Source organism: Chryseosolibacter indicum, from assembly GCF_018598585.1.
Classification (GTDB): domain Bacteria; phylum Bacteroidota; class Bacteroidia; order Cytophagales; family Cyclobacteriaceae; genus Chryseosolibacter; species Chryseosolibacter indicus.
This window is the reverse complement of record NZ_JAHESD010000047.1, coordinates 23,904-48,393: the sequence shown is the minus strand read 5'-3', so window position 1 is coordinate 48,393 and position 24,490 is coordinate 23,904. Positions and strand designations below refer to the sequence as shown.

At 38.7% G+C, this 24,490-nt stretch carries 21 protein-coding genes and 1 pseudogene; all 22 read left to right on the top strand.

What is annotated here, in order from left to right; translation table 11 throughout:
* The first annotated feature begins 388 nt into the window (after nt 1-388).
* The 22 genes and pseudogenes from KK060_RS17715 (at nt 389) to KK060_RS17615 (ending at nt 24,486) form a co-directional block, all read left to right on the top strand.
* Entirely contained in the window at nt 389-2,293 is a 1,905-nt protein-coding gene (locus KK060_RS17715) for a phospholipase D-like domain-containing protein (protein ID WP_254155111.1), read from the top strand.
* Nucleotides 2,294-2,303: 10 nt separating this feature from the next.
* The gene (locus KK060_RS17710) at nt 2,304-3,173 is read left to right on the top strand and encodes a hypothetical protein (protein WP_254155110.1); all 870 of its coding nucleotides are present in this window, start codon (nt 2,304-2,306) and stop codon (nt 3,171-3,173) included.
* 836 nt (nt 3,174-4,009) lie between these two features.
* Nucleotides 4,010-4,816 carry a type I restriction enzyme HsdR N-terminal domain-containing protein gene (locus KK060_RS17705; protein ID WP_254155109.1) on the top strand — a complete coding sequence of 269 codons (807 nt, stop codon included), beginning with the start codon at nt 4,010-4,012 and terminating at the stop codon, nt 4,814-4,816.
* A gap of 4 nt (nt 4,817-4,820) precedes the next feature.
* Nucleotides 4,821-6,059, top strand: coding sequence for a hypothetical protein (locus tag KK060_RS17700; protein ID WP_254155108.1), 1,239 nt, complete (start codon nt 4,821-4,823; stop codon nt 6,057-6,059).
* 347 nt (nt 6,060-6,406) lie between these two features.
* A complete protein-coding gene (locus KK060_RS17695) occupies nt 6,407-6,973 on the top strand; it encodes a hypothetical protein (protein WP_254155107.1) in 567 nt (188 codons plus the stop codon).
* Nucleotides 6,974-7,122: 149 nt separating this feature from the next.
* Nucleotides 7,123-7,623, top strand: coding sequence for a hypothetical protein (locus KK060_RS17690; RefSeq protein ID WP_254155106.1), 501 nt, complete (start codon nt 7,123-7,125; stop codon nt 7,621-7,623).
* 107 nt (nt 7,624-7,730) lie between these two features.
* Nucleotides 7,731-8,294: a Crp/Fnr family transcriptional regulator gene (locus KK060_RS17685; RefSeq protein ID WP_254155105.1), complete on the top strand. Its 564-nt coding sequence runs from the start codon at nt 7,731-7,733 to the stop codon at nt 8,292-8,294.
* A 65-nt stretch (nt 8,295-8,359) separates the two neighbouring features.
* Nucleotides 8,360-9,118: a hypothetical protein gene (locus KK060_RS17680; protein WP_254155104.1), complete on the top strand. Its 759-nt coding sequence runs from the start codon at nt 8,360-8,362 to the stop codon at nt 9,116-9,118.
* Nucleotides 9,119-9,561: 443 nt separating this feature from the next.
* Nucleotides 9,562-10,608 (top strand): ligand-binding sensor domain-containing protein, encoded by a 1,047-nt coding sequence (locus KK060_RS17675; protein ID WP_254155103.1) that lies wholly within the window; start codon nt 9,562-9,564, stop codon nt 10,606-10,608.
* Between the two features lie 212 nt (nt 10,609-10,820).
* Nucleotides 10,821-11,306 carry a hypothetical protein gene (locus tag KK060_RS17670; protein WP_254155102.1) on the top strand — a complete coding sequence of 162 codons (486 nt, stop codon included), beginning with the start codon at nt 10,821-10,823 and terminating at the stop codon, nt 11,304-11,306.
* An 873-nt stretch (nt 11,307-12,179) separates the two neighbouring features.
* Nucleotides 12,180-12,596, top strand: a complete 417-nt coding sequence (locus KK060_RS17665) for a hypothetical protein (RefSeq protein WP_254155101.1) — start codon at nt 12,180-12,182, stop codon at nt 12,594-12,596.
* 52 nt (nt 12,597-12,648) lie between these two features.
* A pseudogene (locus tag KK060_RS25240) lies at nt 12,649-13,043 on the top strand (DUF2199 domain-containing protein).
* Between the two features lie 1,187 nt (nt 13,044-14,230).
* A complete protein-coding gene (locus tag KK060_RS17660; RefSeq protein WP_254155100.1) occupies nt 14,231-14,815 on the top strand; it encodes a Crp/Fnr family transcriptional regulator in 585 nt (194 codons plus the stop codon).
* A 58-nt stretch (nt 14,816-14,873) separates the two neighbouring features.
* Nucleotides 14,874-15,677: a DUF2306 domain-containing protein gene (locus tag KK060_RS17655; protein ID WP_254155099.1), complete on the top strand. Its 804-nt coding sequence runs from the start codon at nt 14,874-14,876 to the stop codon at nt 15,675-15,677.
* A gap of 888 nt (nt 15,678-16,565) precedes the next feature.
* Nucleotides 16,566-16,898: a PadR family transcriptional regulator gene (locus KK060_RS17650; protein ID WP_254155098.1), complete on the top strand. Its 333-nt coding sequence runs from the start codon at nt 16,566-16,568 to the stop codon at nt 16,896-16,898.
* A 5-nt stretch (nt 16,899-16,903) separates the two neighbouring features.
* Nucleotides 16,904-19,600 carry an ABC transporter permease gene (locus tag KK060_RS17645; RefSeq protein ID WP_254155097.1) on the top strand — a complete coding sequence of 899 codons (2,697 nt, stop codon included), beginning with the start codon at nt 16,904-16,906 and terminating at the stop codon, nt 19,598-19,600.
* A gap of 1,166 nt (nt 19,601-20,766) precedes the next feature.
* Nucleotides 20,767-21,600, top strand: coding sequence for an AraC family transcriptional regulator (locus tag KK060_RS17640; RefSeq protein WP_254155096.1), 834 nt, complete (start codon nt 20,767-20,769; stop codon nt 21,598-21,600).
* Nucleotides 21,601-21,665: 65 nt separating this feature from the next.
* The gene (locus KK060_RS17635; RefSeq protein ID WP_254155095.1) at nt 21,666-22,160 is read left to right on the top strand and encodes a VOC family protein; all 495 of its coding nucleotides are present in this window, start codon (nt 21,666-21,668) and stop codon (nt 22,158-22,160) included.
* 187 nt (nt 22,161-22,347) lie between these two features.
* Nucleotides 22,348-22,800, top strand: a complete 453-nt coding sequence (locus KK060_RS17630; RefSeq protein ID WP_254155094.1) for a hypothetical protein — start codon at nt 22,348-22,350, stop codon at nt 22,798-22,800.
* An 80-nt stretch (nt 22,801-22,880) separates the two neighbouring features.
* Nucleotides 22,881-23,336, top strand: coding sequence for a GNAT family N-acetyltransferase (locus KK060_RS17625; RefSeq protein WP_254155093.1), 456 nt, complete (start codon nt 22,881-22,883; stop codon nt 23,334-23,336).
* Between the two features lie 323 nt (nt 23,337-23,659).
* Nucleotides 23,660-23,986, top strand: coding sequence for an ArsR/SmtB family transcription factor (locus tag KK060_RS17620; protein ID WP_254155092.1), 327 nt, complete (start codon nt 23,660-23,662; stop codon nt 23,984-23,986).
* A complete protein-coding gene (locus KK060_RS17615; RefSeq protein WP_254155091.1) occupies nt 23,983-24,486 on the top strand; it encodes an SRPBCC family protein in 504 nt (167 codons plus the stop codon). Before KK060_RS17620 ends, KK060_RS17615 begins: the two co-directional genes overlap by 4 nt.
* The last annotated feature ends 4 nt before the right edge of the window (nt 24,487-24,490 follow it).

Here is a 24,490-nt window from a genome sequence, read left to right as displayed (position 1 = left end):
ACACAGCTTACCCTCCTTTCCTTAGGCAGATAAGTTTCACAAGCCCACGGGAGTCTTAGAGTAATATATTTTATAATAAGGAAATCTAAGCCATATGACTTATATCGAATTGTTGGGCCAATAGAGCCGGACAAATTTGTGGTTCAAAAAAAGACCAATTTTTCAATAAGTTTTCATATTGGTACAAATAAACGGCATGGAGACAACGCTTGATTTTAAAAAAATTAAAACGAGGGATAGGCTAAAAATTGACACAGCCAACCCTTCGCTTTTTAAAGAGATGGTGCTTCGAATAGTCCTGCGCATTTGGCACATACCACAGCCACGCAAACTCACTGCGACACCAAAGCTACTTGTGTATTTGACCTACTAAAATTTGTAAGAGAGTATGACTGACATTCTCACAAACGGAACCGAAATTAAACAGAGAATTATATCTGAAATTGATAATGCAAGACAAGGCATTTATCTCGCTATGGCTTGGTTTACTGACAGAGATATTGCTAACGCATTCATTAAGGCAAAAAGAAGAAATGTAATAGTTGATGTTGTTCTTTCCTCAAATGCTCAAAACGAAATTGTTAAGCAGATGCTAATAGCAGCAAATATCAATGTCCATGCTTTCCAGACAGGCGATGAAAGAGGAACGATGCACCATAAATTTTGTCTTATCGATAATAAAATTTCGATTAATGGTTCATTCAATTATTCTTACAATGCATCCAACAATAATGTTGAAAACATCCATGTTTCAGATGATTACGACATTTACCGACAACTATTTTCTGAATTTGAACGGATAAGATATAATATCGACAATAACATAGCTGTAAATACGATAGTAAAAGACACAAATCCAGAACAAACAAATCCAATGCAATCAATACAGCCTACAAACCCTGATACTTTTTATCAGCAACTATATAACCTTGTTTATTCATCAGCACAAATTAATACAGAAGACTTCAAGCGAAAAGGATTTCAAAAATCAAAAGAAAGCGTTGGCAACATTGACATTTTTGAATCTGAATACTTAAGCATTAAGGAAGAAATTAAAGTTTTTGCTACTGATGACAGTTTGGTGAGCAAAAAAAACATATTATTAGCAAATATTACTAATGCTTTTGAAACCAAAAAAGCGGAGTTGGAAATTGATAAGGAAAAGGAGATAAATGCAGTTGCAAAAAGTAATGATTTAGAGAAACGGCAACTCACTGATAAAACATCAAGCCTACAACAAGAGAAGACCATACTAGAGTCAGGCAATCAAAACACTGGTGAAAAAGGCTTATTACAACTCAATAAAGAAATTGAAAGAATTAAACTTGATAAAAAGTCGTTAGAACAATCTTTTGTTATTAAAGAGTTTTGGTCTACCGGTACTATTCTCGTAACGCTCTTATTAGCAGTACTTGCTTTTTATTTATCATTATTTTTTGCTTCCGCAATGTATAAAGTGTTTTTTGAGGGTAATGTGATTCGTAAAGCATTAGAGGCAGGTGGAACACCTGGATTACCACAGCTTGTTGATGCTAATGCTATCCTTAAGATTTTCAGGCAACAGGGAGCATTGTTTGGATTTATTGCTGCAATTTTCTTTCTCTTTCCTGTCCTAATATCAAATATAAAATTATTTGGTAGTGAGAAAAAGTGGGTAAGTAACGTTTTGTTTTGGGTTGGCCTACTGATATTTGACATCGTGGTTGCAGCAATGGTTGCATTTAATACTGACGAAATAAAATCGCTACTAAAAGGCGAAGAATCTCATCTTAAAATTTGGCAAGTTGTGGAGCATGGTGAGTTTTGGCTGATGTTTGTTTTCGGGATGATGCCATTGATTGTTACACATTATGCCATTGATAACATATACAATGCTTACAGAAATTCCCAAAGGCATCTTGTTGATGCAGAAAAAGAAAAAAAGATTAAAATTCTAGATGAAGAAATGCTGGACCTTGATGCTAATAGAGAAGCTATTATCAACAGAATTAAACAAAAAGAAGATGCTCTAAAAGAAAGCAATGATAAAATCTTGAAATTGGAAGTAGAATTGGACGCTCTTCAAAATCATATTCATAACAGATATATCCAATTGCTAAGGCCTATTAAAACTATTTTTGATGATTTTAATGCAAAAGTAATAAGTGGTAAAATATTTACCGATGAAATTTTGCTTAGTGTTGTGTCAGCATATAAATCGGGTTTTATTGAATATTTACCAACTTATTTTTCCGAAGATGAAGTAGCTAATAGAGTTGTAAGAATTGAACAAGTCATTGCACCAATTAAATAAGTTATTTTAAATGAAAAATATATTTACCGTTTGTTCGATAGTAATACTTGTTACTTGTGGTCCGGCACCAGAGAACAAGAACTTATCATATAAAAATATTGTCATTCTTTCCGATATGTCGAGCCGTATTAACAATACGCCGCCGAAAGATATTGATGAAATTCATAAAATACTGGAGTATTTTAAAAACGAGTGTGTCAAACCAGGTGAAAAAATAGGAGATAAATCATCGATTTCCTTTTCAGCATTCTCTGAAAAAAATTCTACGTCTATAGACATCAATCAAATTAAAAATTTAGGTGAAAAGCAACGCTTCATAAACTCAACCGGTGAATATAAAAATAGTGGACTAATTCAGAGAATTGAAGATTTTGAAAAATCTGTAAGGAAGGTTTACGCTACTACAAAAAATCCAGGATTGGATTTAATAAGTGTTTTAATTGAGAAAATCGAAAATGAACCAACTATTAAGCAAAATACATTTGTAACGGACGGTGTAGATACAACTTTTATCAACTACGAGAATGATATTTATATTTTTACAGACGGTTATTTGGAATACCTTAATAAAAGCGGGAATAATCAATTTTATTTTGGCATCCCTGAAATTGAGAAGATTAGACAGTTTTGTAAGATTAATAGTGTAGATATATCAACAGCACTTGACATGAACAGTTCATTGAGTTTACAAACTATCAAAAGCAAGAAAAATAAACACATTAACCTTCATATATTAGAAACACATGAGAGAGATTTTGATACGAAAAACCAAACCTATAAATACCCAAAAGGTTTAAGAGATAATGAAATTCTAGAAGCAGTATGGCGAAAGTGGGCGAAAGAAAGTGGGTTTAATAATTTTGAATGGAAGAAATACTAACTACTTAAATCAGACACATTGCCCGGTCTCACATCGAACCCATTCAATAAGTGTGCTGAGTTCGGTGGTAAGCTGACAGGTAGAGTTGAAATATTTTCATCGCAAGACTGACTTGATTAAGAAACGTAACATTAATGAGTGACGAAAGACAAGGCTACGAATGAAGCAAGAACAACTGCCCTACTGCCGCCAATAAAAATTTTTATACAATATTGAGTCAAAATTAGTTAGGGAGTCATACTGAAGGGCATTTTAATAGGTTCTAGGACTCTGATGCTCACACAAACTAAAGATACCGTCATTCCGAAACTACAACCTTTTGTGCAGTGCGATGAGATATATTTGAGGAATCCCGTGTCCTTCAACCGTTAATAGAAGGACGCACAGCAACGCACGGATGAAGTAAGCTATCCAAGGGATACCTCGCAGTAAGTTCAGCGCGATGATTTACGTGAGCAGGCTCGGTATGACGTGCTCGATGTGAGTTCATCTGCTCGGGTCATTTACTCACGCATTTTAATACGGCTTGTCATTCGCCTCCAACACTCAAGCAAACCCTTCACTGTGGGCTTTTCATTTCATCCCTCACGCGAGAAAGACATACCCTTAGGAAAGAGAATTGTGTGTTTGGGAAAATTTCGGGCGAGAAGAGATTGGTAGTTTACTTGCAATTTTTTATCTTAGTTGATAACTGATTCCTAGACCCACCTGATCCACTCGATCGCAAGCCCACTTGGAGTCAATAAAAACAATAAATAGTAGAGTTCATCCTTTGGATGAGTGTGCTATTGCTTTCGTGCGAGTTCAATCTAGAAACTTAAATAAAAACCCGAATTATGATCTCCTCTTCCAAATCAGAAAAGATGCTTCTTGCGTTAAAGGATTACAAGAAGCGTTATTTAACAAAGAACTTATCAGACCTTGACGAGTCAGGCACACGCATCATGATAAACACTTTTTTAACTTCTATTCTTGGTTATCAGGAGTTGGAAGAGATTAAAACAGAGTTCATGATTAAAGGAACTTATGCCGATTACATCGTGCAAACAGGAGGCAAAAGACATTTCTTGGTAGAAGTAAAAGCTTTTTCCATTGATCTTTCTGATAAGCATTTAAGGCAAGCCATTAATTACGGAGCTAACGAAGGTATTGAATGGGCGGTACTCACAAATGGCAGGCAGTTCCAGTTCTATAGAATTCTATTTGAAAAACCAATAAGTGAGAAGCTCGTCTTCGAAATAGATTTCCATGCTGAGGACTATGATGTAAAAGAAGCTCTTGAGCTATTAACATACTTCCATAAAGATGCGATTGTAAAGAAAAGCCTCGACAATGTTTGGGCTCGGTATACTGCCTTAGAGCCAATAGGCCTTGCCGGGTTGCTATTCTCACCTCATGTAGTAAGCTTTTTAAAGAAAGAGCTAAGAGCGAAGTACGACACCAAGTTTGAGGACGAAGATATCCTTGAAGCCTTAACGGAAATTGTATGCTTAGAAATTCCGCTTGAAAAATTGAAGATACCCAAGTTCAAAGCAAAGAAAAAGAAGACTAGGATAAAGCCAACAGCACCAACTGAAAACCCGATTCAAGTACTTGAAGAGCGGTTTGAGGAGGAGGCAAAGGAAATAAACCCTCAAGCTTAACCATATGAAGAAGTTTTTTATTCTATTGCTGCTATCTGTTGGTTTTCAAGTTTATGCGCAAGACGATGCAGTCGTGCTGGTGATACCGAATGCGGATAGTAAAATTTTGCTGGATGGACTTGAAAAAGGCGTTTCAAAATCAGGTTCATCAGTGCGATTGGAAACATCGGCAGGTGAACATTATATTGAAGCTCAGCCGATCAACCCAGCTTTACAAACGAAGGGAGAAGTTGTTCTACTTGAATCTAACAAGCAAAAGATTTTAAAAATTCAATTTGAGGAGCGGTTAGGTAGTAGTGTTGAGTTAATAAAAGTAGCAGACTTAAATATCTCCCTACCAGGAGTTGTTACAGTTAGCGCCTGGAACTCCGACCATCCAAATCAAAACTACCCATATCCAACCCAATGGTTTGCCTTTGAGAAAGGTGATGAGATTGTTCTTGACGCAACAATGTCAAATAGGAACGGGACGAATATTATTAATGTGTTAACCTATCCAGATAAAGTTGTCAGATACTCAAACAATGGTTTTACAGAACTTAAAGATGTTCGAATTAAAGTTGAGCAGCGTGGCATCTTTGCTTTTGTCTTAGCAACAAACCATGCTTTTGATAGAAATTGCTTTCTTAAAATTCATAGGAAGCCCGCGACCGCTGAAACTACAACTTTTAATTCAACCGTTTCGCTTAAAAAGATATACACACCTATTTCAATTCATGAAGTACAGGATTTCTTTATTAACGGTGGCTTAAATGCAACATTTGCTAATGGAAAATCTCGAATTACAATTCCCATATCATTGCCCGAAAATACAGTAGAATGGTATTATCGGTTTTCAGCTTCCAGAAATAAGGAAGATATTGAGAATGTAAAAACAAACTTTAAGCTTCTTTCAGAAGTTGCTACTGCAACTTTTGGATTGACAGGAGTAAGTGGTATGGTAACCGAAAGTATTTTTAATAACCTTGCTCAACCCCCTGGCTCTGATTTTTGTGATATCTATTTGTTGCCCTCCGAGTACCGCTCAACATTTGAAGCAAAGCAAGATGATCAATTGAGACATTACCCTGATGGAGGAAGACAAAATTTCAAGTCGGGAAATGTGAGGGTTACATGTTGCAATACAGGTCAATTTTATTTAGGAATAAAGAATCCTGCAGCCACTATGGGAATTAATGTGTCAATTGAAGTTGTAGCAATTACTGTTAAGGAAGATTATGTGATGGAGTATGTTCAGAATTAATCCAGATGTCCATGCTTCTAATCGAAGATGTATGCAAACTTTCCGTTGCAAGTCCTCGGTGAGAGAACCATACTCTTCGGAAAAAGAATGTGGTGGTTGGGAAAGTTTCAGGGTAGAGAGGATTGATGATTAACAAAGAATCTTTAGCTTTAGTAAAAATACAATTCCTCAGCACTCCACCTGAGCCACACAGCTTACCATCCTTTTCTCAGATGGATAAGTTTCACAAGGCCCATGGGAGTCGTTAGAATTTTATATTTTAATAATAAGGAGTTGGCGGCAATGGCTCTTATGACATGACAGGTTTCAAATCAATAATTCTTCTGACGCTTATATCAATTCAGACAATGGGACAAGATTCAACCCCATTGACAGAGGACAATTGGCTTGAAAAACAATTAGGACTTGCCACCCTGACTAAGTCAAGTGACGAAATTGATCTAAGGATCTTCCTCGATCGCGGAATCACAAACGGTGGACATGTTGTGCATTTGGTTAAAAACAACGGAGGGTGGACTGGTGTGAAATATGATTACCTCCTTAAAATGAAGAAAGGGACAGTCATTAATAAAATAATAAAGACCACCAAGACGGAATTGAAATCGAAAGACTGGGACTCTTTGTGGACTAAATTGGAGAACCTTGACATTCTAATCCTGCCTACCCAGGACAGCATAAAAGATAAACTGAGAAAAGAGGTGACCACAAAAAGAGGCAAAGGTTATGAAGTGATGGTCGTGACGGATGGTTCGAACTATAACCTAAACCTAAAGAAGGACGATAAGTTTATCAGGTACTCGTTCCATGAACCTTGGACGTATTCTCAAAAATATTCAGACGTTGACGAAGTAAGAAAATACAGCGAGATAATAGGGACGCTGGAAAAGGAGTTTCAAATTAAATTTAGACAATGAGCCACTGCCGCCAACAATGCATATAAATCATGCCGGCAGAGTTTGATGATTTATTATTAATTGGTCTGCCGGCACGCTTTATATGCGAACGATATCAGCCATATGGCTTATATCGAATTGTTTGGGAGCAAGCTTTTTAAGACAGACAAGTGATAGGATTTAAAAGAGAAAAATTTAGTGACTGGGAAAGAAAAAGCCTAAAGGAAAAGTACTCCTTAAAAGGAATATGGACGGCTCTTGGGCTTTTGCTGATCATTGGACTAATCGGTTCTTTTATTTTTCCATTTCTTCCACCTAGATATGGTGGGAGTTGGAATCCACCTACAACGGGACAGGAATATAATGAACGACTGATAACAAATCTCATCATGTTTCCTATTCTCATAATTTTCACCCTTCTTGCTGTTATACTACGTTCCACCATTGACCTCAAGCTTGGATACAAAAAATTAACTGACTTCGAAGTAACGAAAATCCTAGAACTAGGAAATGTAAAAATTTTAATACTAGATAACTGGAGACTGTTTAGTGTCAGAAAACACGAGGACTACTTTGACAACGTGAAAGAAGGTCAAAGAATTCAAATTAAAAGAACTGGGACACACAGACTGATTAATTATTATGTGTATGACAAAAAAGCCAGCGCCTAACAATGGCGTATAAATCATGTCGGCAGAATTTGTTGATAATATTAATTTGGTCTGCCGGCACGCTTTATATGCGAACGTTGGCAGCAACTTTAGTAAAGTTCCGATAGATGGGAAATTTGACTACTTTTCTAAACAACTTTTCAGAATTTACTCCCGATGCGGTTAATGACCTTAACTGCTGCATAGTTGAAGAAAGCTTTTTGAAGGGAGATGTACTTGTTCAGAAAGGTAGGGTGTGCGGAAAACTCATTTATATAAAAAAAGGATTGGTAAAGCTATCCTTCGAGGGAGACTACAAAGAGTTTATCATGCGATTCTTCAGTGAAAACGCTTTGTCAACCGTCCTCGACAGCTTTCTCAATCAAACACCTTCTTCATATCGCATCGTTGCTATAGAACCTACAGAAATTAGCTATATCACATTTTATAAGATTGAGGAATTGTGTAGAAAACATCATTGCGTTGAAGCGGCTTTCAGAAAATTTATTGCTCACGCTTCCACCAATATGATGGCCAGGATAAGTGAGATGCTGGAAGAAGACGGAACACAACGGTACCATAACTTTTTGAAACAAAATCCATCGCTGATGCAGCGCATTAGTTTGGGCGACCTGGCAAGTTACCTGGGCATTACACAAGTATCCCTGAGCAGGATAAGGTCTAAGCAATAATTTTTTATCATTTGTAAAAAACGATTCTGAGTGCTTAAGGTAGTTTTGTTTTGAAATAATCAGGCATGAAAAACGATCTTAAAATCATCAACGAACATCAAAAATTTCAGAAGGTATCACTCAAAGAAACTACTAACTCCTTTTACCTTCTTCTGGCCGCGGAAATCGATCATTCATTGTTTCCCTTTTTTATAACCACGAGCAAAAAAAAGAAATACATAATCCGTGAGGCAAAAGAATGGTCTGGTGAGTTATTAAAACAAGGGATAGCTATAGATGCAACTACATTTTATGCATGTCTGATTCCACCCGGCATAGGAAAATATTTGAAAGAAAGACAGGGAGAAGTTCAAGTGGCAAAATATGACTTTGTCATCCTTATCGAAACAAGTTCCCGGCAAAAAATGGAAGAAATACAGAATAGCGATGAGTATAAGCAAATGGTTCAAAAAATTACTTCTATCGCTACTGCGACTCATTTCATAACTGCTGTTAATGTCAAGCGGATTGATTCAGTGGACCACAAAAGCCCGGGCGTATTTTTGTTCAATTACTTCTTTGCGGATGACCTTCAGCAAAACATCGGAATTTGGGAGTATACAGCAGGATGGTTTCAACAAGAGACGGGACTTGACAATTCAACCGTTTTACTACCGCAGGGGAACAGTAACACCAAATATACCATTATCAATCATTGTCGGTGGGACAATATGAGTGACATATTGCCCTCGCTTTTATTTAAAAGAACCTTTCAAACATACGTGCTTGACAATTTCTATGCTAACAAGGTTGCAGCTATGCCAATACTTTATAAAAAAGCCTGATTAAGACAAAGACGCCGCCAACATTGTATTTCTTAACCTCCCGCTCAGCGTCACTCGTTAGAGGACGCTGAGCTTCCTGAAACTTTATCGTAAATCTCACCTGATTCTTTGTACGTTTTATGATAGCCTTCAACGCGTACGTTTTATCGAATACAGTTACAAGGGCGGTCGCGATAAACCTGATTTGTTCAGGTAATCAATCAATAAGTCGCTCAACCAGGTTGGTAAAGAAGAGAACCTTAAATACGAAATCTCGAGTGCTGCAAAAGTCAGTCTAGGTGAGGAATGAGAAATCAATTGTCAACCCTTAACAAAATCAGTATCTGACAAATCAATCCATCCAAGCAACTTTTACATTTCGTTTACATTTTTTTTACATACCCTTTACCAATGCGGGCCACTAAGACCTGTAGTTTTGGTGGAATTGATATTAAAATGACACAATGATGAAATGCATACCTGGCTTGCTCTTTATATTTATCTTCTGCACTTCCTGCGGGCAAAATCAAACAAGCGTACCCAAACAAAATATCAGGAACCATAGAACAGGATTATCCGAGTCTCAACTGAAGGAGGCCGCGGGTTCCAAGGTGCCCGTGAGTATGGTTCGGAATGTAAGGCAAGCAAAAAATGGGGATATTTTAATTGCTTCTTATATAGGTGTTTATCGATACGATGGAACGTCTTTTACCAATATAACAAGCACAATAGAGTGGCCGACCTTCTGGGATGTGCTGGAAGATAGAAAGGGAAATCTTTGGTTGGCTTCCCAAGATTCGGGCGTTTACCGTATGCCTGCCGGGCAGACAGGCTTTAAGCATTTCACAGCAAAGGATGGATCTGGCATTAATTCAGCGCTTCATATTTATGAAGACAGATCAGGTAATATCTGGTTCGGATCAAGCCGTTACGATGGGAAATCTTTTCGAAGCTTTACCACAAAAGATGGATTTCCCAGTAACAGTATTCGTTTACTTCTTGAAGACAAAACCGGCAAGCTTTGGTTTGGTGCACAAGGAGAAAATATGTTCGTTTATGATGCCCGCCTGAATGGCGAAATCGGGCAGGGAAAAACATTTACGGTTTTAAAGAACAAAGAAGGCAAAGCGTTTAACAACGTGTGGTCAATAATCGAAGATAGAAAGGGAAATATTTGGTTCGGTGACAATAATGGACTTTGGCGCTATGACGGCAGAACCTTTACTAATGTATCGCGCAGGGGAGCTTATGCAATAATCGAAGATAAAAAAGGGAATATCTGGACTACGGGTATTGTAAATGCAGGGGGCTGGGCACTTTCACGTTATGATCAAAAATCTTTGTACGATAAAAATCCTACTGTAACCGAAATAATGTCAATAAAAGAAGGGGCGCTTTTGAGAATTCTGGAAGCTAACGATGGAAGTATTTGGTTTGGAGCTATGAACGGAGTGTATCGCTATGATGGAAACACCATCACGGACTTTAAAAGTAAAGAGGTTCAGAAATGAAGTGTAGACTGCTTAGTGAAGAATTTTTTAGCTTTAGTAAAATACAATTCCTCAGCACTCCATCTGAGCCACACAGCTTACCATCCTTTCCTTAGGCGATAAGTTTCACAAAGCCATGGGAGTATTAGAGTGATTAAATTTTATAATAAAGGATATAAGCTGTATGCTTATATCGAAATGTTGGAAGCAATGCACCCTGGAAAAATACTCCCATGATAGAATCGAAATTGAATAGGTCAGACGAGAAAAGAATTTTCGATGGAATAAAATTGACTCTCTTTTTCGGATTTGTTGTAATTATTGTTTCCGTCCTTTTAATTGGTCTCATTCCTCTCCTTGCACATATTTTTGGACGTGAACCATCTGATGGTTTCTTGAAAAGAGGGTTGTTTATCCTTTCGCTTGTTTTGCTGTTTTACTTAGTAGTTACCTGGAGAAATCTAATCAAGTTTATTGATCTTAACTTTGGAAGGAAATTGACTTTCACGACAAGCGATTATAAAATAGAAAAGGGTAAGGCTGGGGTCATTTTGATAACAATAAGTCCATTAAAACTAAAACTAGATTTGTATGACGATTTGCAAACTCTAATTAAGCAGAACGAACCGATAACAATTGAAGTGTCGAAATTCAGTAAGGCTTTATTATTCATTTCGCATGGTACTGAGAATTTGCTTCAAAATGGAAAAAGAAAATGACTAAGAAACCTAAATGCGACTTAAATAAAAAATTAAAACTTTCCTGAGGGATTTGGTAAAATAGATATTATAATGCAAAAATGACAAGGAGTAACAATGTGCTAACTTCGATCGCGTGTATGATTTCAGGATGGTTCCTAAATGCATGCGCGTGGACGACAAAATTGGGACCTTCAGTAAGCACGCTGTCATTGCTTTGCGGAGTTGGGCTATTTATTGGTGGAGTAATTTTTCTTGTTGTTACCCTATCAAGCAAACGTCGATAAGAGGCACAGACGGACAACAAAGTATATTGTAACCTCCCCCGAAAATTGGGCCACTCAAAAGTTTCCTTTTCAGTCTATAAGCAAAAATAAGTGACTGCTTCATGAATATGAAGACCAAGGCTAGCGGTTGCCTTGGGGCAACCGGTCTTGCATAACGATTTTGCCGCATAGTCCCGAAGGGTATGCTCCAAATTTTAGTCCTACAATGAAGCGTGAACGAAGCCTGAACGAAGCGCCACCGAGGCAACCAAAAATCCAGCCATCAAGTATTAAGCATCGAGCACCAGAACCATGCTAAATCATTAAGAGACCATTGCATTCATACAGTTTCACTCAAAATAATAATACTACGTTTCTCACCGGTAATACATGGGAACAATTGGAAGCCTGGTAAACTTAACGGGAACCAGTTTGTGTTAAGATGAATCTCCGAATGTGTATTAAAACCAGATGAGTAAGTCAGACGTATGTTATCTGTTTTCCTTATGAACACCTCCATAGTAGGCAGGTCTGATAAGGATTGCTTACCTTTGTGATTGAACAGGAATGGCCGTAACGGAAATAAAAATTTGGCAGTTGGAATTTTACTCGAGGAGGCAGATTATCTATGCGATACACGTTTGAAATGACGAATAAGCTTGTCTTTGTTTTCTCAGTTTCTTTACTATTGATTGCATGTGGTTACTTTGAAAATGATGGAGTTAAATCTCAAAAGCATATAGTTGGAAATATCTATTTACTTGAACATAACAACACGGATGAAATAGATTTAGCGCATGATGAGGGCTATGGCATGTACGCGATTGTGGTTTCAGACTGTAATTTGGTATACTATGATCCAATAGAAAATAGAATTTATGCCGAACGTCCACTAACTGAATGGAGCAGTACGTATTATAGCCTCATATTGAAGGACCCATCCAGTCGAAAGGTCTGGGAAGCTATCGAAATGCATGAAATTCTTGAGACTACTTTTAAAAAACGGACCGCAAAGAAAAGTTGTGTTCAAATAAAACTAAGATAAAGCCCCTATCAACGCTTTATATGACGATTTTGGGCGTAATTTTTACAGATCAATGAAATATAAATGTTTAAAGTGCGGACAGCAGCACGAGGGGCGACCATCAATTGCATTTGATAGTCCCTATCACTATGCCAAGTTAAATGAAGTAGACAAAAAGTCGATAGCTAAACTTTCTGAAGATCTTTGTGAGATACGACATCCTGAACAGACGGATAGATTCATTAGGACAGTCTTGCATCAAAGAATAGTTGATGATTGTCGGACATTAGACTACGGAGTGTGGGTATCCTAAGTGAGAAAAGTTACAAGGATTATTTAGATAATTATGACAACGGAGACTATGAAGCTACTTATTTTGGTTTTCTCTGTAATAATTTGACTGGATACGAAGATACACTATCAATCAAATCTAATGTTATTTTGCGAGGTAAGATGCGCCAGAAGTAATTCCACATGATGACCAAATGAGCAATAAATTTGTTCGTGACTATTATGAAGGAATAAATAATGAAGTCGCGGAACAACGAATTAAAAAAGTGATGGGAATATAACAACTGGCGAGGAAGGCTATATAAACACGAGGTACGCTTGAGGAAATTATTCTTTTGTTTGCCGACACCTTTTATATGCGAATTTTGTAATCACTTTATTTAGGATAGATACTCCATGACAGAATTGAAAGAAATACTTGAGAAGAGCTTGATTAATGGCTCTTTCCGGAATATCACCATTCATTGTGACATTCCTAAAATGACCTTGAGAATTACGAATTCCGACACTCTGATGCTCACACAAACTTGTACCTCGTCATTCTAACCATCACAACTTTTATACAGGACAATGCTCTCAGTAGGCCTTTTTTATCTTTACAGTGTTACATAATTAAAATATGAATTTATTTTTGCCGTATTCCTTGGTGTTAATATTGCTTAGCTTTTTGAGTGGGTGATTAAATCTCACCTGATTCTTTGTAATGAACAACTAATCCATTCTTTTCACCCACTCGCATAAGCTAAATATCTCGTCATTCCGAAACTACAACCTTCGTACAGTGCGGTGAGATATAGTTGAGGAATCCCGTTCCTTGCAATCTTTAATAGAAAGACACGCCGCATGCATCAACGAAGTAAGCTATCCAGAGGATACCTCGCAGTAAGTTCAATACAATGATTTACTGGAGCAGGCTCGGTATGACGTGCTTGTGCCTTTCTACGCAGTTTCCCTACTCCAAATAAGCTTATTATTTATAGGGGAACCAACAGCTCTCTTACGTCTCTCTTAAGAGCTTCGCAATTTCGTATAAGCACGGAGAGTTATTATTAAAAGGGGAACCCTGGATTAAGGAATTTGTAAAAGAAGCCAGTAAGGGGTACTCTTTGTCTCCGTAAGGTTGAATACAAACCATCAAAAGTCGTAGCCTTTTTTAAGGTAAACGATGGCCAGTTATCTTAAATGTCTTCCATTTTTTACTGTCAAATGAAGTCAGAAATAAGGTGATATAAAGAAATAAGAATGCATCTCAGCAGCATTTAAGATGAGTACTCTCCCATTTGCTAGGAAGTTATTGTCTTGTTTTTTCTGTATAACAACTAAACACTATTTGTAGTATCAAAGAGAATCACGAACTTAATATAATGGAACACTATTATGATACGCTGTTCGCCTATGTGGCAAAAATAGTTACCCTTCCGGAGCACGATAAGGAACAATGTCGGAGGAATTTCAAGCCATTAAAAGTACCTAAGGATACACTACTTGAAAAGGAGGGGCACATCCCTTTCTATCATAATTTTATTGTCTCGGGTTTCATGCGTAAATTCTATATCAATGATAAAGGCGAAGAAGTAACGGTGGACCTTAACGACGGTCCGCGATTCTTTACATCGTACTTTCATTTTATGAATCAGACGGTTTCGAATGAATACTTGCATTGTATTACTGAATGCGAGCTTCTGCGAATCTCTATACATGATGCCATTAGCTCTGCTCAAACAAGCATAACGCAAAAGGATTATACCATCAAATTATTTGAACAAGTTCAGGAGGAAGACCGCCAACGGATGAACGACTTAGCTAACCTGACGGCAGAGCAGCGGTATCTTAAATTTGTTGGTCAGTATCCCGGGATAATTAAAAATGTTCCTCAGAAATTCATAGCATCCTACCTGGGAATTAAACCTGAAAGTCTTAGCAGAATCAGGAGAGAAATGATTTCTTAACAAATGTTAATTGCATGGGGTAAAAGGTTGATTATTTTCATTAATATTTACCTCACACATGAAGTCAGAGAAATCAAAGGTTGCCACTGTGGCAATGAATCTGGTTGTTAAAAGCTGGTTTGCCGTGGTATTTGTCGGGCAAATCATTTTTGCTTATTACATACTTATGTTGTATTGGAAGTCGGCGGCGCAGGGCGACTTCGAAAAATGGAATACTGCGACGCCTCACTTTTATATTAAGGGCGATTGGATTGGCAATACGGTTTTTGGCTTACATGTAGGCCTTGCCTTTATTGTAACGGTACTCGGACCACTGCAATTAATACCATCCATTCGAAAAAGAGTGCCGCGCGTTCACAGGATAAGTGGCCGTATTTATATTCTAACTGCGTTTATCATTAGTGTTGCAGGTCTGTACCTTTCCTGGGTAAAGGGTTCAGTGGGCGATAGACTTGGTGCTGCAATCATCAGTGTAAACGCGTTGATTATCATCGGTTGTGCTTATTATGCTGTTAAAAGCGCTTTAAAACGAAAGATAGATCTTCATCAACGATGGGCCGTGCATTTGTTTCTTGCAATGAGCGGTGTATGGTATTTTCGCGTATTTTTGATGTTATGGTTAGCTATCTTCAAAGCTCCCGTAGGGTTTGATCCGGAAACATTTACCGGGCCGTTCCTGACTACTCTCGGCATTATGGTATATATCTTTCCGCAGGTAATGGGCTTATATTATTTTCAGGTGAAGCGATCTGACAGTGTAGTACAAAAGGGCGGATTTACAACCATCCTTGCCTGCATCACCATAGGAATGGTGATAGGTATTATGTCTGCCACAATGGGTATGTGGCTACCTAGGTTGTAAACCAAACTTGGTTGTTCATGCAGTATTAAGTAATCTCGTTCGCATCAGAGTCGCGAATTTCCGAGACTCTGATGGTCGCACAACGAAAATACCTCATCATTCCGAAACTACAACCTTCGTACAGTAAGGTAAAATATATTTGAGGAATCCCGTTTCCTGCAATCTTTAATAGAAGTGCTTTTGCAGCACGGATGAAGTAAGCTATTCAAGGGATACCTCGCAGTAAGTTCAATGCAATGATTTATTTTAAGCAGGCTCGTTATGACGTGCTCTATGTACTCTTGCCTGTTCGCCTTGCGCTCATACAGAAACAAGCAAACAATACAAATCCGTCATTCCGAAACTACAGACTTTGTAAGTGTGATGAAATATATTTGAGGAATCCCGTTTCCTGCAATCTTTAATAGAAAGACTTACGAGACGCACGGATGAGTAAGCTATCCACGGGATACCTCGCAGTAAGGTCAATGCAACGATTTATTTAAGCAGGCTCGGTATGACGAGCTCGATGTACGCTTACCTATTCACTTAATGTTTTATATAGAAAACAAACAAATAATACAAATCCGTCATTCCGAAACTACAAGTTATGTACAGTGCGGTAAAATATATTTGAGGAATCCCGTTTCCCGGAATCTTTAATAGAAAGATGCATCGCACGGATGAAGTGCGCTATCCACGGGATACCTCACAGTAAGTTCAGTGCGATGATTTAATTAAGCAGGCTCGGTATGACGTGCTCGATATACGTTTATCTGCTAGCTTCTTTTGTGCTTCATTCCTTACCAGTTCTGGCCCAAAGGCATTAAACCTTTAAAGATTTATTACTACAAACTAGTATTTTAACATAAGTATTTCTATTATTACTACGTAATAGTATTATTAAACATGAAACATCTTCAACTCGGTGAATTTGAAGAGATTGTCCTTCTTACAGTAGGCGTATTGCACGGCAATGCGTATGGAGTAACAATCAAAGATGAAATTGAACAACGGCTTAACAGGGAAGTAACAATAGGTGCACTGCAGATCACGTTGCGTAGACTCGAATCCAAAGGCTTTCTAAAATCAAACCTGGGAGAGTCAACGGAAAGCCGACGGGGAAGGCCAAAGCTTTTCTTTGAGATCACCGCTTACGGCAAGAAAGCGCTGGACTATAGCAAAGAGTCGCGCGACCAACTTTGGAAGGCCCTGCCTAAACTTGTGCTGAAGCTTAAATAAACTGTATGCAAAGAGTTGAGCCGCCACGTTTCATCCTGCGTTTCCTGAAATGGTTTTGTAAGCCAGAATATCATGCGGACATCGAAGGAGACCTTCTTGAATATTATGATAGAAGAGTAGCAGACCTCGGAAGAACACAGGCAAATTTACGCTTGTGCAAAGATGTTCTATTACTGTTCAGACCAGGAATTATTCGTTCGGCTACTATACATCAACCTTTAACACACAATGGTATGATCAAAAGTTATTTCATTATGGGGTGGAGAAACCTCTGGAAAAGTAAACTCTACTCAACACTGAATGTGCTCGGCCTTACATTCGGCATGGTTTGTTTCCTGCTGATTGGTCTTTACGTGTATGACGAACTCAACTTTGACACGCAGCATTCGCAAGGCGAAAGGATTTATCGGGTAATCACGCATGAGAAAAATTCCAGCAATGAAGCTACAACAGTTGCTGCAGCAGGGTACATGCTTGCTGAAGAATCCAAGCATGCAATTCCGGAAGTAGCACAGACAACACGTATGCAGCGCGTTGGGCGTGCTAACCTTGTTGATCCGGAGAATCCTGTCAACGTGCAGGAGACGATCACCGTTGCCAACGAACATTTCTTCCAGGTATTTGATTTTCCGTTTATTGAAGGTGACAGGCGTACCGCTTTGAAGGAACCCTATTCTATTGTTGTCACGGAAGACCTTGCTATGCGGATCTTCGGCACAAAGGATGTAATGAATAGAAACCTGCAGTTTAATCACATGACGAATCCGGTGAAGATCACCGGGATCTTGAAAAGTCACCCTAAGAACTCAAGCTTTACTTTTACCAGCGTATTGTCTGAGTCAACGCGATATGCCAACGAGGGATTTTTGCGGGAGGCTGAGAGTGACTGGGCGTCTACCGACTATACTGTCTACACATTGTTACAGCCGGATGCAAATCCTGATTCTGTTTCCCGTAAAATGACCCAGCTTGTTTACGCCAATGCATCGCTTGAACCGGGTACCAAACTCTCGTACAGCCTTCAACCTTTGAAAGATGTGCATTTAAAATCTGAAGGGATAACGGATGGCGGTCGAAATTCAAATGTGGATAGCATCCCGCAGGGGAATCCCGTCTATATTACCGTGTTCTTTTTTACGGCCATTTTTGTCCTGCTCATCGCAGGCATCAATTACACAAACCTGACCACTGCGAGAGCGTCTAGCCGACTTAAGGAGATCGGTGTTCGAAAAGCGATCGGAGCGGTGCGCGGTAATCTAGTCCGGCAGTTTCTTGTCGAATCCATGATCACAACTGTTATCGCATTCTTAGTTGCAGTCCTCATTGTAAGCTTTTTGCTACCTGCTTTCAATAACTTTGTGAATAAAAACTTTTCAATTTTCACTTCAGTGGGCTTGCGTTTCTGGGCTGCAGCCATAGGATTGATCATTGCTATTGGTTTATTATCGGGAGGCTATGCAGCGATGTTGCTTTCCCGTTTCAATCCTGTTTCTCTATTGAAAGGTTTGAAACTTAAAAGCCGTAATGATTTCTCCATACGCAAAGCATTGGTTGTGGTGCAGTTCACCATTTCCACTGTTATGATCATCGGAACAATAGTGCTGTTTATGCAGGTGCGTTTCCTGAACAACAGCAATCTAGGCTTCGACAAAGATCTGATGGTGGTGATTGACGTGAATGTGGTGAAGGCCCGTTCAAACTTCGAGTGGGTGAAAAATGAAATGTCGAAGGTTGGGACGGTACAACATGTTTCAGTGTCATCACACGTGCCGGGAGAATGGAAAACGTTAGTACGCGCAAAGCTTAAGAAGGAGGGAAGCCCTGGCGATTTCCAGATAGCGTATGCAATTGCTGCCGATAAGGACTTTCTTAACACCTATGATATCCAATTGCTCAGCGGAAGAAACTTCAGGAATGCGAATGATAGCTCAGCCATACTGATCAATGAAGCGGCGGCGAAAATACTAGGGATCACTGACGTTTCAGGAGACATTGTTGAAATTCCGCAGATCGCACGCGGATCATCTTTTGGGCCACTTTATGATGACGTCAACACTTCATTCAAGCCACGCGTTGTCGGCATTGTTAAAGATTTTCACTTTCAATCATTGCGTGCGAAGATAGAACCATTAATCATTGCCTATCACGACAACCCCATTTATCCCATTGATTATTTTTCTGTAAAGATTCAACCACAGAATATTCAGGCTACGCTTGATAAGCTTAAATCAATCATGGTGGCAAATGATGAACGCGAGCCTTTCGAATACCACTTCCTTGACGATCAGCTCGCGCGGTTTTACATCGAAGATCAGCGTAGCCAAACTATTCTCGGTTGGGTAGCCTTGGCCAGCGTGGTCATTGCATGCCTCGGCCTCTTTGGACTCGCCACATATGCCGCAGAACAACGACTAAAAGAAATAGGCATGAGAAAGGTTTTAGGTGCCAATCTCTTCAGCATTATGGCATTGCTGTCAAAAGATTTTGTGAAACTGGTTTTGATCGCTTGCTGTTTTGCGTTTCCCATTGCATGGCTTGGCGCTAACAAATGGCTGCAGGAGTATGCTTATCACATCGACATAGACTGGTGGATCTTTGCATTGGCTGGAGTGATAGCAACTGGTATTGCGCTGCTCACGGTGAGCTACCAGGCTATCAAGGCTGCAATAGTAAATCCTGTGAAGATTTTGAGATCGGAGTGATGGACAGCCTCTATCGATGCATGTGGATTATGCGTTAGTGCCTGATGATTAATTATTGTTTCATATGCTCGCACGCTTTACATGGGAGTGTTAGGCATTATTAGAAAGCTAAATGAGCACACTATTTCGTTTTCTAGTCATCTTTCTTATTGTTTCTGCATGTGGACAGCGTGATGTTCTCATTGAAAACAGTTGGATATTGATTGACGGAACTTTCAAGGATAGGTGAATCAAATTCAAAAGTACTGACAGGATATTCTTCACCGATCAAAATGGACAAATTATTCGACCACTTAACTTTGGAAAGGATCAGACAATTATTTTGCCTGGAACCAACTCGAGTAATATCTACGCGAGATGGACGATGGAACATGATTCAATTCATTTTTCTATTGATTCGATGAGGTATCCTTTAGTACGTTTGATGCTAGAATCTTTTCAAAGATTGATTCAACAGAACGAAATGAAACAGCCAACGAACGAGTTGAATTTGAAGAACCGATGAAAGTTTATGGTCAGGTATTTAGCTACGGCATTTCTCAGGACACGTTAAGGTTATTTTCAAAAGACGTCAAGCTATGGGCAGTAAGAGATCGTAGAATTGCTGACCTTTCCTCTCCATGAAGGTCATCGGTTTCCTGACTCTGGTGCTCGCATAACTAGATAGCTCGTCATTCCGAAACTACAACCTTCGTACAGTGCGGTAAGATATATTTGAGGAATCCCGTTTCGTGCAACCTTTAATAGAAAGAGTCACAGCACGCACGAGGAAGTAAGCTATTCAAGGGATACCTTGCAGCAAGTTCGATACAATGATTTAGTAAACAGGCTCAGTATGATGTGCTCAATGTGAGTTTATCTGCTCGCTTTATAGTGTTATTTACTGAATGGCATACTAATCTAGATGTGTCTTTGCCTCCAACACAGAATACCGCCCTTCCCTCTCGTTTTTACAGTTCACCCTCCAGCGAGAGAGGGTATATCATTGAAAGGGAATGTAGTGTTTGGAAAATTTCAGCATGGTAGGGCTAGTGCTTAGCCGCAAATTATGCTATTATTGAGAATGGTGTATTAACGATCCAATTTTCGCTTGACTATATTCAGGGAAACTTCAGCTTCATGCAGAACAATGGACTTTAAAACTTCGTTAAAGACTAAGCGCACAAATGGAAGACAATAACCTAAAGTATGAAACATTTCGACCTCATCCTCATTTAGAGTCGTTGATAAAGTGTTATTGGACGTTGGAGGTTCCACCGCATGGTGACTATCAAAAACAACTTATTATACCAGATGGTTGTATTGAAATGATTTTCATTCTTGGTGATGATGTCAGGCGATATACATCGAAGAAAAAGTTTATCATACAACCTCGCGAACTAGTTCTCGGACAAATCACAGAACCATTTTTTATAGAGCCGACCGGATATGTTAACTCTTTTGCTGTTCGTTTCTATCCGTATGGCTTTGCAAACTTTGTATTAATGCCTATCAGAAAACTGGCAAATAGGGAGACACCGCTAGAGGTTTTATTTGGAAACTCAGCACAGGAGCTGGCACAAAAAATCAGGAAGGCGACAGACACCCGGAAAAGAATAAAAATTGTAGAGGCTTTTCTTTTGAACAAACTGAAAGACAAAGCCATCATTGACAACGTGGTTAAGAGCACCATTGACGCCATGCTTTTGACGAAAGGGAGCACAACGATTAATTCCATTCTTAAAAACTCTCTCGGAAAGAGGAGACAGATTGAAAGAAGATTCGTTGAAAAGGTTGGAATTAGCCCGAAGAAGTTAGGTAAGGTAATTCGGCTGCAGGCTGTATTAAAGATGTTGCTCAACCGAAAATCGGAGAAGTTGACCCGGATAGCTTATGACAATGAATATTACGACCAGGCACATTTCATAAAGGACTTTAAAGAGTTTACAGGAACTACACCCAAAGCGTTTCTGCAGGACGGCAAAATGCTTCTGTCCTCCACTATCTATAAAAACGAGTAGTGTCGCATTTTTACAATTACAGTAACGAGTAACCTTGTAATCTGCATCGTCAAATCAAAAAGAGTATGAAAAAGAGAATGCTATTCACTTTTGTAGTGACAGGCGTCATCGTCAGCGCATGTCAAAACCAAAAGCATCAGGATGTACAAACACAAAGCGCAGACACGGCAGCAACTAAAACAGTAAATGATATGAAAAGTTTTATTTCAATTTTTGAAATTCCAGCTACCGATGTTTCACGGGCAGTGAATTTTTATGAAGCAATTTTGGACATTAATATTGAGAAAATGGATATGCCCGAAACGGAAATGGGAGTATTCCCATATGAAAGGCAAATGGTTACAGGCGTTATAATAAAAGCAGAAGGATACCAACCTTCCGCTAATGGTGTAACACTATATTTAAATGGCGGCGACAATCTTCAGGTTATTCTTGATAAGGTTGAGAATAACGGTGGAAAAATTCTTGTTCCCAAAACACTTCATGCCGATGAAAGCGGATACTTTGCATTATTCCTTGATTCGGAAGGAAACAAACTGGGGCTACATTCTCCTAATTAGGATAGCGTTGCCGTAGGTTTACCCGCTCGCTCATGTTTTTCAATATAGAGCACAAAAGAAATAGGCGCGTCATTCCGAAACTACAAGCTTTGTACGGTGCTATGATATATTTCATTTGAAAGGCACATCACGTTTTAATTATTTAATTTTAGCTTTTGTTTATCCACCGTGATGTAAGAGAGTAACAATGGACGCTAGGACTATAATTGAAGAGATTACTTCGAGAGATTCGCATAAAGTGTGGCGTTCGGCCTGTGAAATAATTTCTTTAGGACAAGAACCCACGTTAATCAAACCTTTGATTGAGTTTATTCCATTAATAAGGCAAAAAACTATAGGGTTAGAAATGGGTGGAGCTTTTGCCCTCAATCAAAGATTTATTGATTTTGCAATCAGGACGTTGGAGTTTCACAAAAATAATATGGGTTGTCCGTGTGCATTATTTGGCGGACATGATTCAATGGAACCAAATAAAGAAGAAGAAAGAGGATATATAACAATCACTGATAAAGTTTTACTTGAAGGCAACTATGTTGACTATTATTTGGCAACGTGTAAAAGGTGTCATCAAAAGTTTAAGATAATAGAACGCGATTATCACTATACCTGGTGGGGATGGGAAAGGATTGACAAAACATAAAACAATAACGAAGTATAACAACAAAAGTATGGTCAGTCTTTAAAGCAAAAAGCAAACAAGTAGTTTACGTGTAATTTAAAATGGAATTTAAAATAAGAGTTGCAGAAGAATCAGATTTTGAAACAATCATTGACTTGATCAAAGAGTTTGCTCTTTTTGAAAAACTTCCTCATAAAATGGTTAATTCTGTTGAAAGAATGAATTCTGAAAAAGAGTTATTTAATTGTTTTATTGCTGAGACAAATGAAAAACAAATTGTAGGGTATGCAACATTCTTTTTTACTTATCATACTTGGATAGGCAAATGTCTGTACATGGATGATCTGTATGTTAAGGAATCATTTCGCAGCGTTGGAATTGGAAAGAGCCTTTTAAATTCCGTGATAACATTTGCAAAGGAATCAAAGTGTCATAAGCTAAGATGGCAAGTATCTAACTGGAATATAAATGCCCAGGATTTTTATAAAAGTCTTGGAGCAGAAATAGATAACGTAGAATTGAATTGCGATTTATTGTTAGATAAAATCAGCGAATAGCTGTACATAACACTTCATATACATGCCCACGGGAACGGTAGGAGTCAGTACTAAAAACTTCTGGCATTCATTGCGTTTTGACAGATTAGGAGAAAAATGACGACGACGCCAGTCTAATCCTGTAAGAGAACGTTTTCCAGGAACAATAAAGGTGTCAGAATAGTAAAACGTGTTTCTTCTAGAAGCTCTCACTCTCCTTTATTCTAAGGCTATAGCCTCAATCTCGTGCGTTAGATAAATGACAGAGATCGCTCCGTGTTTAAAAAATAACTTGTGCAACCAGATAATTGCATGTATACTTGCAACTACTTAATTGCACATAAATGGAGGCAAGACGAGATGTTTTTCAAGCAATAGCGGATCCGACACGGAGGGCAATCTTATTATTGATCGCAGCGCAGGCCATGACGCCAAACGCGCTTGCGGAGGAATTTCAGTCCAGCCGGCAAGCCGTCTCTAAACACATTCAAATTCTCACCGAGTGTGAATTGGTTAAACAAGAGAAAAGAGGAAGAGAAATTTATTATCACATCAATGCCAAAAAAATAGATGAGATCGATAAATGGATTGCGCAATTCAGAAACATCGTGGAAACTCAGTTCAATCAGTTAGATAAAGTATTATTAACACTAAAAAAACAAAGAAAATGACAAACAATCTGGCATTTGATTTTACCGTTGACAAAGCAGCGAAAAAGGTATTCATAACAAGAGAATTTGATGCAGACCTTTCACTGGTTTGGGATGCATTTACAAAAGCAGAAATCCTTGACCAGTGGGTAGCGCCTAAGCCCTTTGTAGCAAAAACAAAATTTATGGATTTCAAAGTAGGCGGGCGAAGATTCTATGCTATGGTGGGCCCTGATGGACAAGAGTATTGGTCAATTCAGAGATACACTTCCATCAGTCCCAAAACCAATTTTAAAATGTTCAATGCATTTGCAGACAAAGATGAGAATCCTCAATTGCCGGGTTCTGATTGGGATTACACCTTCAGCGAAGAAGGCGGAAAAACAAAAGTGAATATTGTCATTTATAATGAATCGCTGGAACGCATGGAGAAGATGATTGAGATGGGCTTTACTGAAGGATTTAAAGCGTCATTGAAAAACCTGGACAACGTATTGGCACCTCTGGTGCAACAGTCCTGAAAGA